The organism is Aeromicrobium choanae (genome assembly GCF_900167475.1).
Classification (GTDB): domain Bacteria; phylum Actinomycetota; class Actinomycetes; order Propionibacteriales; family Nocardioidaceae; genus Aeromicrobium; species Aeromicrobium choanae.
The window spans coordinates 2383503-2399755 of sequence record NZ_LT796768.1 but is presented as its reverse complement, the minus strand read 5'-3'; the positions used below and the strand labels follow the sequence as shown (position 1 = coordinate 2399755).

Below are 16253 nucleotides of genomic sequence, written 5' to 3'. Positions count from 1 at the left end.
GGCTTCGGCGGGCACTCCGAGGGGCGTGAGGTCCGTCATCACGCCGCTTCAGGACCCCGGTTCGGTGCAGGATGGGCCCATGAGTGATCTGCCTCACTTCGGCCCCGAGTTCACGTGGGGCGTCTCGACCGCCTCCTACCAGATCGAGGGGGCGGTCGACGAGGACGGCCGCGGCCGCTCGATCTGGGACGAGTTCAGCCACACGCCTGGGCGAGTCAAGGACGGCGACACCGGCGACGTCGCCTGCGACCACTACCACCGCTACCGCGACGACGTGGCACTCATGGCCGACCTCGGGGTGGACGCCTACCGGTTCTCGATCTCGTGGCCGCGCATCCAGCCCGACGGCGTGCGCGTCGAGCCGCGCGGCCTGGACTTCTACGACCGGCTCGTCGACACGCTCCTCGAGCACGGCATCGAGCCGAGCGCCACGCTGTTCCACTGGGACTCGCCGCTCGCGCTCGAGGCCGACGGCGGCTGGGAGAACCGCGACATCGCCGAGCGGTTCGCCGAGTACGCGCGGATCGTGGGCGAGCGGCTCTCCGACCGCGTGACCCGCTGGTTCACGCTCAACGAGACGGTCATCTTCACCCTGCTCGGCCACGGCACCGGCATCCACGCCCCCGGCAAGGAGCTGGGTTTCGGCGCCCTCCAGGTGGCCTGGCACCAGCTGCTCGCCCACGGCCGCTCGGTCCAGGCGTTGCGGGCCGCCGGCGCACGGCAGGTGGGCCCGGCCAACAACCACACGCAGGTGCGACCGATCGACGACTCCGAGGCCTCACGCGACGCGGCGGGTCTGTTCGACCTCATCTACAACCGCGCGTTCCTGGACCCGATCCTGCTGAAGAGCTGGCCGCTGGCGGGGATCGTCGACCCCGTGGCGCAGGACGGTGACCTCGACCTGATCGCCCAGCCGATCGACTTCCTGGGCATCAACTCCTACAACCCGCAGTACATCGGCGCGGCCGAGCCGGGTGCCGCGATCCCGTTCGACATGGTCACGCCCGAAGGGCTGGAGTACAACGACTTCGGCTGGCCGATCATCCCCGACGGGTTCACGCAGATGCTGACCGGCCTGAAGGAGACCTACGGCGACGCGTTGCCGCCGATCCTCATCACCGAGAACGGCGGCGCGTTCAACGAGACGCCCGGGGACGACGGCCGGGTCCGGGACCAGCGCCGCATCGACTACACGGCCGCCCACCTCGCGGCCCTGCGGGAGGCGATGGACGCCGGGGTCGACGTGCGCGGGTACTTCCACTGGTCGTTCATGGACAACTTCGAGTGGGCCGAGGGCTACTCGCAGCGGTTCGGCCTGACCTGGGTGGACTACGCGACGCAGCAGCGCCTCCCCAAGGACTCGTTCGCCTGGTACCGATCGGTGATCGACGCCCAGCGGGCCGGGTGACCACGCCGGTCGAGCGACTGGCCCCGGTCCGGCTGCCGTGGCTGCTGTCGGTCGCGATCGTCAACCTGGGCACGTACGTCGCGTTCTTCGGCCCGCTCGCGGTGCTCCTGCCGCAGCAGACCGAGGCGATCGTCGGCGACGGCAAGGAGGCGGCCCTGGCGGTCGTCACGGGCATCGGCGCGGCGATCTCGATGGTCGCCAACCCGTTGTTCGGCGCGCTGTCCGACCGCACTCGCTCCCGCTTCGGCCGCCGGGTGCCGTGGATCACCGGAGGCTCGGTGGTGGGCGCGCTCGGGCTCACGATCCTCGCCGGGGCGAGCGAGTTCTGGCAGGTCGTCGTCGGCTGGTGCCTCGTGCAGGCCTCGGTCAACGCGTCGCTGGCGTCGATCACCGCGACCCTGCCCGACCGGGTGCCCGTCGCCCAGCGCGCCTGGGCCAGCGGACTCGTCGGGCTCGGCCAGACGCTCGGCATCCTCGTGGGCGCGGGGCTCGCGATCGCGTTCGGTGGCACCCGCGCGGGCTACCTGGCGTGCGCGGTGTTCCTGCTGCTCAGCGCGCTGCCGTACCTCGCCCGCAGCCGGGACGAGCCGGTCACCGAGCGCCTGCCGTGGTCGGCCCGGGACTTCGTCCGCTCGTTCTGGGTCTCGCCGTCCGAGCATCCCGACTTCGCGTGGGCCTGGTTGACGCGGTTCCTGGTCAACCTCGGCAACGCGATCGCGACCCTCTACCTGCTGTACTTCCTCACCGACGCGGTCGGGCTGGCCGATCCCGACGGCGGCGTGTTCATCGTCATCGCCGTGAACTCGGTGGTGGTGGCGATCTCGGCGGTCGTCGCCGGGCGCTGGTCAGACCTGGTGCAGCGGCGGAAGGTGTTCGTGGTCTGGGCCGGCGTCGTCATGGCGGTCGCGGCGCTGCTGCTGGCGTTCTGGCAGACCTGGCCGGGAGTCCTGGTGGCCGCGGTCGTGCTGGGCGTCGGGTTCGGCGCGTTCATCGCCGTGGACCTCGCGATCGTCACCGAGGTGCTGCCCGACGAGGCGGGCTTCGCGAAGGACCTCGGCGTCATCAACATCGCCAATGCCCTGCCGCAGGTCCTCGCACCGGTGATCGCGGCGCCGATCGTGACGGTGCTCGGCGGCTACACGACGCTCTACGTCATCGCCGGCGTGATCGGCCTGGCCGGCGCCGTGGCCGTCGTGCGGATCCGCGGCGTGCGCTGAACGTTGCCCGCGCTGTCCCGCCTCCCGCCCGCCACTTTTGGAACGGGATACACGTCCATTTGCTCGAGCGAGGTGCATCCTGCTCCAAAAGTGGGCGGGGTGGGTGGGTCAGCGAGCCCGCGGTCAGGCGACGCTGAGGTCGACCTCGACGTTGCCGCGGGTGGCGTTCGAGTACGGGCACACCTGGTGGGCCTGCTCGACGAGCTTCTCGGCGTCCTCACGGCTGACGTTCGGCAGCGTCACCTCGAGGGCGACGGCGAGGCCGAAGCCGCCGTTGCCGTTGTCGCCGATCGAGACGTCGGCGACGACTTCGGAGTCCGACACGTCGGCGCCGGCCTTCTTGCCGACCAGGCGCAGCGCGGAGTGGAAGCAGGCGGCGTATCCGGCGGCGAAGAGCTGCTCGGGGTTCGTGGCGCCGCCCGGGCCGCCCATCTCCTTCGGGCTGCGGACGTCGGCGGCGAGGATGCCGTCGGTGGACTCGACGTGGCCGTTGCGGCCGTCACCCGTGGCGACGGCGGAGGCAGTGTAGATGGGGTTCATGTGCACAACTCTATTGCGCGCAATTGAATGCCGCAAGGCGTAGTCTTGTTCCCGTGGAGGACTACCCGCAGCTCGCGCTCGACCAGCAGCTCTGCCTGCCGCTGTACGCGGCCTCGCGTGCGGTGACGCGGCGCTACACCGACCTGCTGGCCGATGCCGGCCTGACCTATCCGCAGTACCTGTGCCTGCTGGCGCTGTGGGAGGCGGACGGGCCGCTCGGCGTCAGCGAACTCGGCCGCCGCCTGCACCTGGACTCCGGGACCCTCACTCCCCTGCTCAAGCGCATGGAGACGGCAGGGCTCGTCATCCGGGCCCGCGACCAGGAGGACGAGCGACGCGTGCTGGTCTCGGTGACCGACCAGGGGTGGGCGCTGCGCGACCGCGTGGCCGACGTGCCCGCGCGACTCGTGGAGGGCATGGGGATGAGCGGGTCGGACGCCCGAGCGCTGCGCGGCCTGCTCGACCGGCTCATCGATGAGCTCGAGGACTGAGGGTCAGAGCGGGAGCTTGGGCTGCGGCGGCGCGTGCGCGGGGTCGACGCCGTCGAAGAGGCTCGAGACGGACTCGCCCGCGTGGATGCGGGCGATCGCCTCGGCGAACAGGGGGGCCACCGACCGGACCTTGAGCTCGGGCCAGTCGGCGGGGACCGGGACGGTGTCGGTGGTGACGACCTCGGTGATGGCCGGGTGCGACCGCAGCCGCTCGACGGCCTTGCCCGCGAAGAGCCCGTGCGTGCAGGCCACGGAGGCTTCGGTGACACCAGTCTCGGCCAGCTTGTCCATCAGCTCGATGATCGAGCCGCCGGTGGCGATCTCGTCGTCGAGCACGATCGCGCGCTTGCCCGCGACGTCGCCGACGATCGTGTCGATCACGACCTTGTCGTCGGCCTTGCGCTGCTTGCTGCCGGCCGCGACCGGCAGGCCCAGCAGGCGCGCGAACTGCGAGGCAGTCTTGGCGTTGCCGAAGTCGGGCGACACGACGATCGCGTTGCTGAGGTCCTGGGCCCGGTAGTGCTCGGCGAGCTCGCCCAGCGCGGTCAGGTGGTCGACGGGCATCGAGAAGAACCCGTGCACCTGCGGCGCGTGCAGGGTCATGGTGACCACGCGGTTGACGCCCGCCGTGGCGAGCATGTCGGCGACGAGCTTGCCGCCGATCGAGATGCGCGAGGCGTCCTTCTTGTCCGATCGCGCGTACGCGTAGTGCGGGATCACGGCGGTGACCGACGCCGCGGACGCGCCGCGCGCCGCGTCGACCATCAGCAGCAGCTCCATCAGGTGGTCCTGCGTCGGCGCCACGAGCGGCTGCACGATGTAGACGTCGCGCTGGCGACAGTTGTCCAGCAGCTGGACCTGGAGACAGTCGTTGCTGAACCGCTGACTGTCCGAAGGGCTCAGCGCGACACCCAGGTTGCTGCAGATCTCCTCCGCAAGCTTCGGGTGCGCACTGCCCGAGAACACGACGATGTCGCTCACGGCTCGAAGGCTAACGGGTGGTGGGGCGTGGTGAACAGGTCAGGCCCACAGCTGTCCCTCGAGGCGGTCCTCCGCCTCGTCGATCGTGCCCTCGTACGCCCCGGTGGACAGGTACTTCCACCCGGCGTCGGCGATCACGAAGGCGATGTCGGCGCGCTCGCCGGCCTTGACCGCCTTCGCGGCCTGCGCCAGCGCCGCGTGCAGGATCGCGCCGGACGAGATGCCGGCGAAGATGCCCTCCTCGTCGATGAGCTGGCGCACGCGGCGCACCGCGTCTCGCGGGCCCACCGAGAAGCGGCCGTCGATCAGCGACGCGTCGTACAGCTCGGGCACGAAGCCCTCGTCGAGGTTGCGCAGCCCGTAGACGAGCTCGCCGTACCGGGGCTCGGCCGCCACGATGCGCACGTCGGGCTTGTGGTCGCGGAAGAACCGGCCGACTCCCATCAGCGTGCCGGTGGTGCCGAGGCCGCCGACGAAGTGCGTGATGGTGGGCAGGTCCTCGAGCAGCTCGGGCGCGGTGCCGTTGTAGTGCGCGTCGGCGTTGGCCGGGTTGCCGTACTGGTAGAGCATCACCCAGTCGGTGTGCTCGGCCGCGAGGCCCTTGGCGACCCGGACGGCCTCGTTGGAGCCCCCGGCCGCGGGCGAGCTGATGATCTCGGCGCCGAACATCGCGAGCAGCTGGCGCCGCTCGACCGAGGTGTTCTCCGGCATGACGCAGATCAGCTGGTAGCCGCGCTGGCGCGCGACCATCGCCAGCGAGATGCCGGTGTTGCCGCTCGTGGGCTCCAGGATCGTGCAGCCCGGCGTGAGGGACCCGTCGGCCTCGGCCGCCAGGATCATCGACAGCGCCGCGCGGTCCTTGATCGAGCCCGTGGGATTGCGGTCCTCGAGCTTGGCCCACAGGCGGACGTCGTCGCTCGGAGACAGGTGCGGCAGGCCCACCAGCGGCGTGTGACCGACCGAGTCGATGAGCGAGTCATACCGCATGCTCAGGCCGCGCCGCCCGCGACGGCGGGCAGGATGACGACCGTGTCGCCATCGGACAGCTCGGTCTGCAGGCCGCCGGTGAAGCGGACGTCCTCGTCGTTGACGTAGACGTTGACGAAGCGGCGCAGGTCGGCGCCGTCGAGCAGGCGCTCCTTGATGCCCTCGTGGTTCGCCTCGAGATCGTCGATCAGGGCGGAGAGGGTGGCGCCCTCGGCGTCGACGGCGCGCTCACCCCCGGTGTAGGGGCGCAGGATCGTGGGGATGCGGACCTCGACGGCCATCAGTTGTCACCTTCGGTTCGGGGGGCTGCCTCGGTGGCAGTCGTGCTGTCTTCGGTGTAACGGTCCACGACGCGAACTTCTTCCTCGGTGATCTCGCCGTCCGCGATGCGGTAGGAGCGGAAGTCGACCGGACCGGCCTCGTGGGCGCCGTCGCGGGTGGACACGAGCACGTAGTGGGCGCCGGGCTCGCCGGCGAGGTTGACGTCGGTGCGCGACGGGTAGGCCTCGGTGGCCGTGTGCGAGTGGTAGATCACGACGGGCTCCTCGTCGTTGTCGTCCATCTCGCGGTAGAGGCGCAGCAGGTCGCCCGAGTCGAACTCGTAGAACGTGGGCGACATCGCCGCGTTGAGCATCGGAATGAGGCGCTCCGGGCGGTCGGACCCGATCGGCCCCGCGATGACCCCGCAGGCCTCGTCGGGGTGGTCGCGACGCGCGTGGGCGACGATCGCCTCGACGTGGTCGCGCAGGATGGTCAACACGATTCCCGAGTCTATCGAGGGCGCCCGACGGGCGCCTGACCCATCCGGTGGACGGACGTGATCTCGATACGACGTCTCGCTGCGCTCGCCGTCACTCGATCACCGGAGCTCGACCCGCCGATCGAGATCAGCGGGGTCACGCGACGTGGACGAGGGTCTCCTGCACGAAGCCGAGCCAGTCGAAGACGTCGCCCATGGCGACGGTGGCCTCGTCGTCGGACTCGGCCAGCCGCTCGGCGTCCTCCTCCGTCTCGATGCCCAGCCGGACCGCCAGCGCCATCCGGATGTCGGTCAGCGCCCGCAGCCACGCCAGGACCTGCGCCTCGTCGAGCTCGACCTCCACGTTCTTGGCGCCCACGTCGAGTCCACCGGCCTCGAGGCTCTCGATCACGACGCGAGCATTGCCGACCTTGGTGGCGGACAGCGCCTGCTCGGTGAAGCGGCGGAACTCGGCCGCCTCCACCGGGTCGTCGCGATAGGCGTCGGGCAGCAGCCGGGCCAGCACGGGGTCCTCAGGCGCCTGCACGGGCCCGGTCATGCCGATCAGCTGGGCGAGGGGGTCGGGCTCGGACTCGCTGGGGCCGTTGCGGTCCTGGAGCAGCTCGACCACCTGGCTGGCGAGGTTCACCATCAGCTGGGCCTCGTTGAGCTCGAAGGTGGCCGTGACGGTGCCGCGGCGCCGGCGGCGGAAGGGCTTCACGCGTCGCTCCGCTCGAGGGTGGCCCACAGGCCGTACTCGTGCATCGCCTGCACGTGGCGCTCCTGCTCCTCGCGGCGACCGCTGGAGACGATGGCGCGTCCCTCCTCGTGCACCGCGAGCATCAGCTGGGTGGCCTTCTCCTCGGTGTAGCCGAAGTAGGTGCGGAACACGAACGCGACGTACGACATGAGGTTCACCGGGTCGTTCCAGACGATGGTGACCCACGGGTCCTCGAGCTGGACGACGAGGTCGGCCTCCGGCTGCTCGGTCTCGACGGGGGTGGGGGTGGTCACGGCTCCATTGTGCCTGCCCCGGCTCACCCGCACGAAGGTCGCCGTGGACCTACGCTGATCCCATGGTGTCGACCGCGCTGCTGACCGACCACTACGAGCTGACGATGCTGCAGGCCACGCTGGCCGACGGCACCGCCTCCCGGCGCAGCGTCTTCGAGGTGTTCGGGCGCCGCCTCAACGGCGGCCGGCGATTCGGCGTGGTGGCGGGCACCGGGCGGGTCCTGGACGCGCTCGCCGACTTCCGGTTCGACCCCGAGGAGATCGAGTTCCTCCGCTCGGCGAAGGTCGTCGACGACGTCACGTGCGACTGGCTGGCCGACTACCGCTTCACCGGCGACATCTGGGGCTACCCCGAGGGTGAGCTGTGGTTCCCCGGCTCGCCCATCCTGCGAGTCGACGCGTCGTTCGGGGAGGGCGTGATCCTCGAGACGCTGATCCTGTCGATCCTCAACCACGACTCGGCTATCGCCTCGGCCGCGACGCGCATGACGATGGCCGCAGGCGACCGGCCCTGCATCGAGATGGGCACGCGGCGCACCCACGAGGAGGCGGCCGTGGCGTCGGCCCGGGCGGCCTACATCTGCGGCTTCGCCGCCACGTCGAACCTCGAGGCGGGACGCCGGCACGGCATCCCCACGGCCGGCACCGCCGCCCACGCCTTCACCCTCGTGCACGACACCGAGCGCGACGCGTTCGCCTCACAGGTCCGCTCGCTCGGCCACGACACGACCCTGCTCGTCGACACGTACGACGTGCCGCAGGGCGTCGCCGCCGCGATCGAGGTGGCCGGGCCGCAGCTGGGTGGCGTGCGGCTGGACTCCGGCGACCTCGGCGACGTGGCCCGCGCCACCCGGGCCCAGCTGGACGCGGCGGGGAACACCGACACCCGCATCACGGTCACGAGCGACCTGGACGAGTACGCCATCGCCGCCCTGGCCGCCGCCCCGGTGGACGGCTACGGCGTGGGCACCTCGCTGGTGACCGGCTCGGGTGCCCCCACCAGCGGGTTCGTCTACAAGCTCGTCGCCCGCGAGGCGGCGGACGGCACGATGCTCGGCGTCGCGAAGAAGAGCAAGGACAAGGCGTCGGTGGGCGGCCGCAAGACGGCGATGCGCCGGCTCAGCGCCTCCGGGGTCGCCGAGGCCGAGGTGGTGGGCATCGACATCGCCCCGCGCGACGACGGTGACGACCGCGAGCTCATGGTGCCGCTGGTCGAGGCCGGGAAGCGGGTCGACCACTCGACGCTGCAGGAGGCCCGCGAGCGGTTGCAGGCCTCCCTGCGCGAGCTGCCCGCCGCCGCCCGACGACTCTCGAAGGGAGACCCCGCGATCCCCACCATCTACGAGGAGGACTGACTGACATGCCCGGACCCCGCACTCTGGTCGTCGTGGACGTCCAGAACGACTTCTGTGAGGGCGGCTCGCTGGCCGTCACCGGCGGCGCCGCCGTGGCCGAGGCCGTGGCCGACCTCATCGCCGAGGGCGACTACGACCTCGTCGTCGCCACGCGCGACGCGCACATCGATCCCGGCGACCACTTCAGCGACACGCCGGACTACGTCGACTCGTGGCCGCCGCACTGCGTGGTGGGCACGCCCGGCGCCGAGCTGCACTCGCCGCTGGAGGAGGAGCTCTTCGCCGCGATCTTCGACAAGGGCGCCTACGCGGCCGCCTACTCGGGCTTCGAGGGCACCGACGAGGAGGGGCGCGACCTCGCGGAGTTCCTGCGCGAGCGCGGCGTCGAGGAGATCGACGTGTGCGGCATCGCCACCGACCACTGCGTCCGCGCCACGGCCCTCGACGGGGCGGCCGAGGGCTTCACGGTCCGGGTGCTGCAGGAGCTGACCGCCGCGGTCTCGCCGGAGAACCTCAACCGTGTACAGCAGGAGTGGGCCGCGGCCGGCGTCTCGACGACGGCACCCCACCTGGAGTGAGGGCGGCGGTCCTGACTGGACGTGATCTCGATACGCCCCCGCAAGCGGGAGGTGCCCCCAGGTCTCGCTGCGCTCGCCCGCACTCGGTCACCGGGTCGCTGATCGAGTAGCTCGAGAGCGCAGCGAACGGCGTATCGAGATCACCGGGTCGCTGATCGAGTAGCTCGAGAGCGCAGCGAACGGCGTATCGAGATCACCGAGTCGCCGATCGAGTAGCTCGAGAGCGCAGCGAACGGCGTATCGAGGTCACCGGGTCGCTGATCGAGTAGCTCGAGAGCGCAGCGAACGGCGTATCGAGATCACGGATGCATCAGCCGGCGACGAGCTCGAGGGTGCGCACGCGGCCGGGCGTGGTGCGCGGGTCGGCGCCACGGCGCGCCGAGGCCACCGGGTGCAGCATGACCTCGTCGACGTCGAACTGGGCGGCGAGCTCCTCGAGCTCCTTGCGCGCCGTGCTCGGGTCGCCCACCACCATGCGGGCCAGGCCGGAGTCGACGAGCGAGTCCATGCCGGGGTCGAGGTCGAGTGCCTCGGCGTCCTCGACGAGATCGATCGGCGCCAGCGGCTTGCCGGTGCGCAGCCGCGCCATGTTCTGCAGGTTCGGCAGGGCCAGGGCGGTGGCCTCGTCGGCGGTGTCGGCCACCACGATGTTCACGGTCAGGAACGTGGTGGGCCGCTCGCACACGTCGCTGGGCCGGAACTCGCTGCGGTAGACCTCGAGCGCCTCGGCCGTGCCCTGACCACTGAAGTGGTGCGCGAAGACGTAGGGCAGGCCCTTCGCGGCGGCGAGGTGGGCCGAGTACATCGACGAGCCGAGCAGCCACAGGTCAGGGGCGCTCACGGCGGCGGGCGTCGCCTTCAGCACGTACTGCTGGTTCGGGATCGGCACGCGCACGCCGCGCCCGTCCATGAGCGCCACGACGTCGTCGAGGTAGCGCGGGAAGTTCTCGATGTCCGAGTCGTCACGGCCCGCGGCCCCGCGCAGGGCCCACGACGTGACGGGATCCGATCCGGGGGCACGCCCGATGCCGAGGTCGATCCGGCCCGGGAAGGCGGCCTCCAGCAGCGCGAACTGCTCGGCCACCGCGAGCGGAGCGTGGTTCGGCAGCATGACCCCGCCCGAGCCCACGCGGATGCGCTCGGTGGCGGCGGCCAGCAGGGCGATCAGCACCGGCGGCGACGCAGCCGCGACGGCCGGCATGTTGTGGTGCTCTGCCACCCAGTACCGCTCGAATCCGAGCCGGTCGGCCGTGCGCGCCAGCTCCGTGGCGGCGGCGACGGCGTCACCGGTGGTCTGATCGGTGCGAACAGGGACGAGATCCAGGACCGAGAGCTTCACTCCGGGGTCAACAGGGGTGACGGCGGTTCGATTCCCGAGCCGGTTAGCGTCGAGACATGCGCGAGGCATTCGGAGCGACGTTCATCGGGCCCGAGGGGTACCTCAACACGCCCGCGTACGGGCTGCCGCCACAGTCCACCGTGGACGCCCTGGAGCGGGTCCACCGCGGTTGGGCGGCGGGCACCGTGACGGGTCCGGACTTCGACGACGAGATCGCCACCGCGCGGGCCTCGTTCGCCCGGATCGCCGGCGTCCCGGCGGCGTCGGTGACGATGGGCTCCTCGGTGGCGGCCCTGCTGGGCCCGGTCGCCTCGGCGCTGCCCGACGGGGCCCGCGTGCTCGTGCCCGAGGGCGAGTTCACGTCCGTCAGCTTCCCCTTCGCCGCCCACCACGCGCGAGGCGTCTCGGTCACCGAGGCTCCGCTGGAGCGCCTCCCCGAGCTCGCCCGCGACCACGACGCGGTGGCGGTCTCCACCGTGCAGTCGGCCGACGGGGCCCGGGTCGACCTGGCCGCGCTGCGTGCCGCGACCGAGGGCACGGAGACCGTCGTGATCCTCGACGCGACCCAGCAGCTGGGCTGGCTGCGCCTCGACGTCGGCTGGGCCGACGTCGTCGCCAGCTCGACGTACAAGTGGCTGCTCGGGCCCACCGGGATCGCGTGGGCGTCCTACGCGGACCGGCTGGCCGACCGGCTCGTGCCCCACCATGCCAACCGCTACGCGGGCGGTGACCCGTGGCGGACCACGTACGGCCTGCCGCTGCGCCTGGCCACCGATGCCCGACGGTTCGACATCTCCCCCTCGTGGTTCCCCGTGGCGGGCGCGGCCGCGAGCCTGGCCTGGCTGGCGACCCTGGACCTCGATGCCGTGACGGCGCACTGCCTCGGCCTGGCCGGACGGGCGCGGGAGGCGCTGGACCTGCCCCCGAGCGACTCGGCGACCATCTCCATCCCGACCGAGCACGCGGCCTCGCGGCTGCAGGACGCCGGCCTGCGGGCCTCGGTGCGTCAGGGAGCCGCCCGCATCGGGTTCCACCTCTACAACGACGAGGACGACCTGGACCGCGTGGTCGAGGCCCTGCGTGCGTGACGCCCGGCCCGTCGAGCTGTTCGTCGGACCGGGCGTCACTTCCCAGAGGAACCCTGAGTTGTACGTTCGCACAACTTTCCCGATCGCGCGACCTCTCTAGGTGCCGAGCTCCTCGATGAGGAAGCCACCGGGGTAGCTGCGGATCCGCTGCGAGTCCCGCACGCGTCGCGGCTCCGTGCGCTCGGGCATGAGCCGCACCACCCGGCCCCGGACGCGGAGGGCACCGTGACACAGGCGCTCGAACCACGTCGGTGGGTGTTCGTACCCGAACGCCGTGCGCAGGTGGGGATCCATGATCGCGACGCTGAAGCGCCGCACCGCCGGCGCGAGCGGCCGCGGGTAGAACGTCGTCAGCAGGTCGAGCGTCGCATCGGCCACGGCGCGCGAACGGGGGTCGAAACGGAAGTGCTCGGCCTCGTACGCGTCGAGGAGGCGCTCGAACCCGACGAGGTCGCCCGGCAGGTCGCGGATCCCCATCAGCCGTCCGAGCCGCAGGTAGTAGTTCACCCCGGCGACGTCCTCGACCGGCGTGGTGCGCCGCCAGCCGTAGCGGTTCACCCAGCGGTTCGGCATCACGACGAACGTCGCGAGCACGTACCTCATGTCGTCGTTGCTGATGCCGTACCGACCGTGCATCTGGTTCATCCGGCGGATCGCGGCGCGGCCCGGGTCGCTCTCCAGGCCCTGGTCGACGATCTCCCCCAGCAGCAGCGCGGTGTCGTCGTGCCGGCGCTGCGTGTCGGTGGTGAACTGACCCGTCTCGTACAGGAGGCGCCCGATCGAGGGCACGGCGTAGGTGCGGAAGAGCGCGAAGCTCAGCGACTGCTCGAGGTCCCACGGGAAGTCGTACTGGCCGAACAGCCGCGAGATCTCCTCGTAGTCCACCGCCGGGTCGAGCCCGGCCGACCGGATGCGCCGGCTCATCGCGGCACGACCACCCGGGCGGCGACGAAGTCGACGATGTCCGACACGGCGTCGGCGGCACCCGGGGACACCCCGGGCAGGCTCATGAAACCGTGCACGGTGCCGGGGTACTCGCGGTACCGCACGGGCACCCCCGCGCGCTGCAGCGCCTCACGATAGTGATCGCCGTTGTCCAGCAGCGGGTCGTGGTCGGCGGTGAGGATGAATGCCGGCGGCAGGTCGTCGAAGGACTTGGCGCGCAGCGGCGACGCCAACGGGTCCTCCGTCCCGTACGCGTCGCCGAGGTAGAGGTGGGCGAACGCGGACATGTTCGCCGAGGAGAGCACCGGCTCGTGGGGCATCCGCAGCTCGGACGCGAACTTGTCGTACATCTCGACCGCGGGGTAGATCAGCACCTGCGCGCGCAGCCGGGGTCCGCCCTCGTTCACCGAGCGCTGGGCCGCGACCGCGGCGAGGTTCCCGCCGGCGCTGTCGCCCATCACCCCCATCCGGTCGACGTCGAGGCCCAGGCTGTCGGCGTGCTCGGCGATCCAGGCGAGCGCCTCCCACGTGTCGTCGACGGCCGCCGGGAACGGGTGCTCCGGCGCCAGCCGGTAGGACGGCGAGATCACGGTGGCACCCGTGCCCGCGGCGACGCGCGACGTCAGCCACGCCGACTGCTCGGGCGAGCCCTGCACCCAGCCGCCGCCGTGGAAGTTGACGATCACGGGCCGCGGCCCGCCGACGCCCGTGGGCCGATGGACCAGCGCGCGCAGGGTGCGCCCCTTCAGCGGGATCTCGATCGTCTCGGCGCGGGCGCGACGGTCGGGCGTGCCGAAGACCATCCGGCCGGGCGCGGACTGCATCAGTCGCAGGCGCTGGGCCCGCAGCTCGGCGTAGTCGGTGGCCTCCTCGACGGGCGTGGCCAGACGCTCGAGGATCGTGGCGAACACTCGGGTGCGCGGGGGCAGTGGGGCACTCACGCGCACAGCCTAGGGGTGCGGACGCGATCTGCGTCACACGATCGGGTCAGCCGGAGGCGCGCAGGGCCCAGTCGCGCAGCGTCTCGATCCGTCGCTTCAGCTGGTCGGTGGTGGCCTGGGCGGCGGGCGGGCCACCGCACTCGTGCCGCAGGCGGTTGTGCGTGACGCCGTGCGGAGACCCGGTGCGGTGGTGCCACGCCGCGACCAGCGAGTTCAGCTCGCGGCGCAGCTCGGCGCGACGCTCGTACTCGACGTCGGCCTCGGCGCGCGCCGGCGCCACCTCGCGCTTGCGGGTGCGCGCGCTGCGCAGGAGCTCGGCCACCTGGTCGCGCTCGAGCAGGCCCGGGATGCCCAGGAAGTCGAGCTCGTCGCTGTCGCCCGCGACCATCTCGTAGTCGATCGGCGCGAACTCGTCGCCGTCGAACAGGACGCGATCGAACGAGGCCTCGCTGCCGAGGGCGGCGTACTGGTTGCCCAGCTCGTCGCTGGCGGCCTCGGATGCGTTGGCCTGCGCCATCAGCAGGTCCTCTGCGGCGAACAGGTCGGCCTCGTCGTGCACCGGGCGTCCGATGACGTGGTCGCGCTCGGCCTCCAGGTCGGCCGCCAGCTTCAGCAGGCCGGGAACGCTGGGCAGGAAGACCGAGGCGGTCTCGCCCCGGCGACGGGCTCGCACGAAGCGGCCGATCGCCTGCGCGAAGTACAGCGGGGTGGCGACGGTGGTGGCGTAGACGCCCACCGCGAGTCGCGGCACGTCGACGCCCTCGCTGACCATGCGGACGGCCACCATCCACGGGTCGGTGCCGTTCGAGAACTCCGCGATCCGGGCGCTGGATCCCGCCTCGTCGGAGAGCACGAGGGTGGGCTCGACGCCCGTGAGCTCCTTGAGCAGCTTCGCGTAGGCGCGCGCGGACGTCTGGTCGCTGGCGATCACCAGGCCGCCGGCGTCGTGGATGTCGCGGCGCACCTCGAGCAGGCGCTTGTGCGCGGCCTCCAGGACGGCCGGGACCCACGAGCCGTTCGGGTCGAGCGCGGTGCGCAGGGCCTGCGCGGTCTGGTCCTTCGTGAGCGGCTCGCCGAGCCGGGCCGACACCTCGTCACCCGCGCTGGTGCGCCACTGCATCTCGCCGGAGTACGCCATGAACAGCACAGGCCGGACGACGCCCTCCTTGAGCGCCGAGCCGTAGCCGTAGGCGTAGTCCGCGACGCTGGAGATCGATCCGTCGCCGACCGGGGCGTACGTGACGAAGGGGATCGGGTTGTCGTCGGAGCGGAACGGCGTGCCCGTGAGCGCGAGCCGGCGCACCGCCGGCTCGCAGGCCTCGAGCACCGCGTCGCCCCAGCTCATCGCGTCGCCGGCGTGGTGGATCTCGTCGAGGATCACCAGGGTGCGGCTGCGCTCGATCCGCACCCGGTGGCCCACCGGGTTGGTGGCCAGGCCCGCGTAGGTGACGCAGTAGCCGTCGAAGCGGGCGCCCAGGGCGCCCGAGAGGTTGGGCTCCAGCGCGATACCCGAGCGCGCGGCCGACTGGGCCCACTGGCTCTTCAGGTGCTCGGTGGGCGCCACGACGACGACGCGCTCGATGATCCTGCGGTGCAGGAGGTCGGCGGCGATCGTCAGCGCGAACGTGGTCTTGCCGGCGCCGGGCGTGGCGACCGTGAGGAAGTCGGCCGGTTGCGTGCGGGCGTACTGCTCGAACGCCTCACGCTGCCAGGCCCGAAGTGACTGGGCCGAGCTCACTGGTCGGAGTCACTCCCGGAGTCCTCGTCGTCACCGGGGTTGAAGTCCTCCCAGATCTGCTTGCACTCCGGGCACACGGGGAAGCGCTGCGGGTCGCGGCTGGGGACCCACACCTTGCCGCACAGTGCGACGACGGGGGTGCCCATGACCATGGCCTCGGTCAGCTTGTCCTTCGGCACGTAGTGGCTGAAGCGCTCGTGATCGCCGTTGTCGGTGCGCTGCTCGGTGCGCTCGTCATGAACGGTCTGGGTGCCGCGGCCGAAGAATCCCACGACCCCATCGTAGGCGACGGAACCGACACCGAGGACGGGTCCACGCCGACTCCGTCAGTTCTGGGCCGGGTCGACCGGCAGCGTCGACCAGAATCGGGTCTCCCCCGGCTGGCGGCGCAGCACCTCGCTCCACAGGCGGTCGGGCACGGGCGAGAGGAGGTCGCCCTCCTCGGCCGGCAGGACGAGCCAGGCACCCTCCTCGATCTCGGCCTCCAGCTGTCCGGGCGTCCACCCCGCGTACCCGGCGAACACCCGCAGGCCGAGCAGCTCGCCGCCCTCGGGGAGCGGGCCCTCGAGGTCGACCAGGCCCACGCGACCGGCCATCTGACGCCAGCCGGCGGGGCCACTGGTGACGTCGCTGACCACCCCCACGGCCAGCGCGGAGTCCATCGCGACGGGCCCACCCTCGAAGAGGCAGCCGGGGGCGTTGACGCAGTCGGCCCACTCCGGGAGGACCTCGTCGACGTCCGACTCGAGCGGGTGGTTGACGATCACGCCCAGCGCGCCGTCCTCGTCGTGGTCGAGCACGTACACGACGCTGCGCCAGAAGGGCCCTGACTGGATCGCCGAGGTGGCGACCAACAAGCGGCCTCGCACCATTGCCATACCCCCATGATGCC

Annotated in this window: 19 protein-coding genes; 6 read left to right on the top strand and 13 right to left on the bottom strand. The window is 71.6% G+C overall.

Annotated elements, in window-relative coordinates; all coding sequences use genetic code 11:
- Window positions 1-79: 79 nt before the first annotated feature.
- Together B5D60_RS11510 and B5D60_RS11505 are read left to right on the top strand one after the other, a co-directional pair.
- Window positions 80-1408, top strand: coding sequence for a GH1 family beta-glucosidase (locus B5D60_RS11510; protein WP_078700293.1), 1329 nt, complete (start codon window positions 80-82; stop codon window positions 1406-1408).
- On the top strand, window positions 1405-2625 hold the full coding sequence (locus B5D60_RS11505; protein WP_078700292.1) for an MFS transporter: 1221 nt from the start codon (window positions 1405-1407) through the stop codon (window positions 2623-2625). Before B5D60_RS11510 ends, B5D60_RS11505 begins: the two co-directional genes overlap by 4 nt.
- Before the next feature lie 123 nt (window positions 2626-2748).
- Here B5D60_RS11505 and B5D60_RS11500 read toward each other — a convergent pair whose 3' ends face one another.
- Window positions 2749-3165, bottom strand: a complete 417-nt coding sequence (locus tag B5D60_RS11500) for an organic hydroperoxide resistance protein (protein ID WP_078700291.1) — start codon at window positions 3163-3165, stop codon at window positions 2749-2751.
- A 53-nt stretch (window positions 3166-3218) separates the two neighbouring features.
- Between B5D60_RS11500 and B5D60_RS11495 the strand changes: the two genes are divergently transcribed.
- Window positions 3219-3656: a MarR family winged helix-turn-helix transcriptional regulator gene (locus B5D60_RS11495; RefSeq protein ID WP_078700290.1), complete on the top strand. Its 438-nt coding sequence runs from the start codon at window positions 3219-3221 to the stop codon at window positions 3654-3656.
- A 3-nt stretch (window positions 3657-3659) separates the two neighbouring features.
- On the opposite strand, the gene B5D60_RS11490 is transcribed toward B5D60_RS11495, so the two are convergent.
- The 6 genes from B5D60_RS11490 to clpS form a co-directional block, all read right to left on the bottom strand.
- The gene (locus B5D60_RS11490; protein WP_078700289.1) at window positions 3660-4637 is read right to left on the bottom strand and encodes a ribose-phosphate diphosphokinase; all 978 of its coding nucleotides are present in this window, start codon (window positions 4635-4637) and stop codon (window positions 3660-3662) included.
- Between the two features lie 39 nt (window positions 4638-4676).
- A complete protein-coding gene (locus tag B5D60_RS11485) occupies window positions 4677-5624 on the bottom strand; it encodes a PLP-dependent cysteine synthase family protein (protein WP_078700288.1) in 948 nt (315 codons plus the stop codon).
- Window positions 5625-5626: 2 nt separating this feature from the next.
- Window positions 5627-5905, bottom strand: coding sequence for a MoaD family protein (locus B5D60_RS11480; protein ID WP_078700287.1), 279 nt, complete (start codon window positions 5903-5905; stop codon window positions 5627-5629).
- Window positions 5905-6384, bottom strand: a complete 480-nt coding sequence (locus B5D60_RS11475; RefSeq protein ID WP_078700286.1) for a Mov34/MPN/PAD-1 family protein — start codon at window positions 6382-6384, stop codon at window positions 5905-5907. Before B5D60_RS11475 ends, B5D60_RS11480 begins: the two co-directional genes overlap by 1 nt.
- Window positions 6385-6520: 136 nt before the next feature.
- The gene (locus B5D60_RS11470; RefSeq protein WP_172806343.1) at window positions 6521-7084 is read right to left on the bottom strand and encodes a DUF2017 domain-containing protein; all 564 of its coding nucleotides are present in this window, start codon (window positions 7082-7084) and stop codon (window positions 6521-6523) included.
- Entirely contained in the window at window positions 7081-7377 is a 297-nt protein-coding gene (gene clpS / locus B5D60_RS11465; RefSeq protein ID WP_078700284.1) for an ATP-dependent Clp protease adapter ClpS, read from the bottom strand. Before clpS ends, B5D60_RS11470 begins: the two co-directional genes overlap by 4 nt.
- A gap of 62 nt (window positions 7378-7439) precedes the next feature.
- Here clpS and B5D60_RS11460 point away from each other — a divergent pair, with 62 nt between their 5' ends.
- Together B5D60_RS11460 and B5D60_RS11455 are read left to right on the top strand one after the other, a co-directional pair.
- Window positions 7440-8732, top strand: a complete 1293-nt coding sequence (locus B5D60_RS11460; protein WP_078700283.1) for a nicotinate phosphoribosyltransferase — start codon at window positions 7440-7442, stop codon at window positions 8730-8732.
- A gap of 5 nt (window positions 8733-8737) precedes the next feature.
- A complete protein-coding gene (locus B5D60_RS11455; RefSeq protein WP_078700282.1) occupies window positions 8738-9310 on the top strand; it encodes an isochorismatase family protein in 573 nt (190 codons plus the stop codon).
- Window positions 9311-9620: 310 nt separating this feature from the next.
- On the opposite strand, the gene B5D60_RS11450 is transcribed toward B5D60_RS11455, so the two are convergent.
- The gene (locus B5D60_RS11450; RefSeq protein WP_078700281.1) at window positions 9621-10649 is read right to left on the bottom strand and encodes an LLM class flavin-dependent oxidoreductase; all 1029 of its coding nucleotides are present in this window, start codon (window positions 10647-10649) and stop codon (window positions 9621-9623) included.
- 56 nt (window positions 10650-10705) lie between these two features.
- Between B5D60_RS11450 and B5D60_RS11445 the strand changes: the two genes are divergently transcribed.
- Window positions 10706-11737 carry an aminotransferase class V-fold PLP-dependent enzyme gene (locus tag B5D60_RS11445; RefSeq protein ID WP_078700280.1) on the top strand — a complete coding sequence of 344 codons (1032 nt, stop codon included), beginning with the start codon at window positions 10706-10708 and terminating at the stop codon, window positions 11735-11737.
- 96 nt (window positions 11738-11833) lie between these two features.
- Here B5D60_RS11445 and B5D60_RS11440 read toward each other — a convergent pair whose 3' ends face one another.
- From B5D60_RS11440 to B5D60_RS11420, 5 genes are read right to left on the bottom strand one after another with little or no spacing between them, the layout of a single operon-like run.
- The gene (locus tag B5D60_RS11440; RefSeq protein WP_078700279.1) at window positions 11834-12661 is read right to left on the bottom strand and encodes an oxygenase MpaB family protein; all 828 of its coding nucleotides are present in this window, start codon (window positions 12659-12661) and stop codon (window positions 11834-11836) included.
- Entirely contained in the window at window positions 12658-13623 is a 966-nt protein-coding gene (locus B5D60_RS11435; protein ID WP_078701405.1) for an alpha/beta hydrolase, read from the bottom strand. The genes B5D60_RS11440 and B5D60_RS11435 overlap by 4 nt, the downstream gene beginning before the upstream one ends.
- A 46-nt stretch (window positions 13624-13669) precedes the next feature.
- Window positions 13670-15361 carry a DEAD/DEAH box helicase gene (locus B5D60_RS11430; protein WP_078700278.1) on the bottom strand — a complete coding sequence of 564 codons (1692 nt, stop codon included), beginning with the start codon at window positions 15359-15361 and terminating at the stop codon, window positions 13670-13672.
- Complete coding sequence (locus tag B5D60_RS11425) at window positions 15358-15633, bottom strand: DUF3039 domain-containing protein (RefSeq protein ID WP_078700277.1); 276 nt, start codon at window positions 15631-15633, stop codon at window positions 15358-15360. Before B5D60_RS11425 ends, B5D60_RS11430 begins: the two co-directional genes overlap by 4 nt.
- A gap of 54 nt (window positions 15634-15687) precedes the next feature.
- Window positions 15688-16239 carry a YqgE/AlgH family protein gene (locus B5D60_RS11420; RefSeq protein ID WP_078700276.1) on the bottom strand — a complete coding sequence of 184 codons (552 nt, stop codon included), beginning with the start codon at window positions 16237-16239 and terminating at the stop codon, window positions 15688-15690.
- Window positions 16240-16253 lie beyond the last annotated feature (14 nt).

Excerpts from the sequence above, each read along its gene's own strand:
- B5D60_RS11510 (WP_078700293.1), top strand. The coding sequence starts at position 80 with ATGAGTGATCTGCCTCACTTCGGCCCCGAGTTCACGTGGGGCGTCTCG.
- B5D60_RS11500 (WP_078700291.1), bottom strand. The coding sequence starts at position 3,165 with ATGAACCCCATCTACACTGCCTCCGCCGTCGCCACGGGTGACGGCCGC.
- B5D60_RS11485 (WP_078700288.1), bottom strand. The coding sequence starts at position 5,624 with ATGCGGTATGACTCGCTCATCGACTCGGTCGGTCACACGCCGCTGGTG.
- B5D60_RS11480 (WP_078700287.1), bottom strand. The coding sequence starts at position 5,905 with ATGGCCGTCGAGGTCCGCATCCCCACGATCCTGCGCCCCTACACCGGG.
- B5D60_RS11460 (WP_078700283.1), top strand. The coding sequence starts at position 7,440 with ATGGTGTCGACCGCGCTGCTGACCGACCACTACGAGCTGACGATGCTG.
- B5D60_RS11455 (WP_078700282.1), top strand. The coding sequence starts at position 8,738 with ATGCCCGGACCCCGCACTCTGGTCGTCGTGGACGTCCAGAACGACTTC.
- B5D60_RS11445 (WP_078700280.1), top strand. The coding sequence starts at position 10,706 with ATGCGCGAGGCATTCGGAGCGACGTTCATCGGGCCCGAGGGGTACCTC.
- B5D60_RS11440 (WP_078700279.1), bottom strand. The coding sequence starts at position 12,661 with ATGAGCCGGCGCATCCGGTCGGCCGGGCTCGACCCGGCGGTGGACTAC.
- B5D60_RS11420 (WP_078700276.1), bottom strand. The coding sequence starts at position 16,239 with ATGGCAATGGTGCGAGGCCGCTTGTTGGTCGCCACCTCGGCGATCCAG.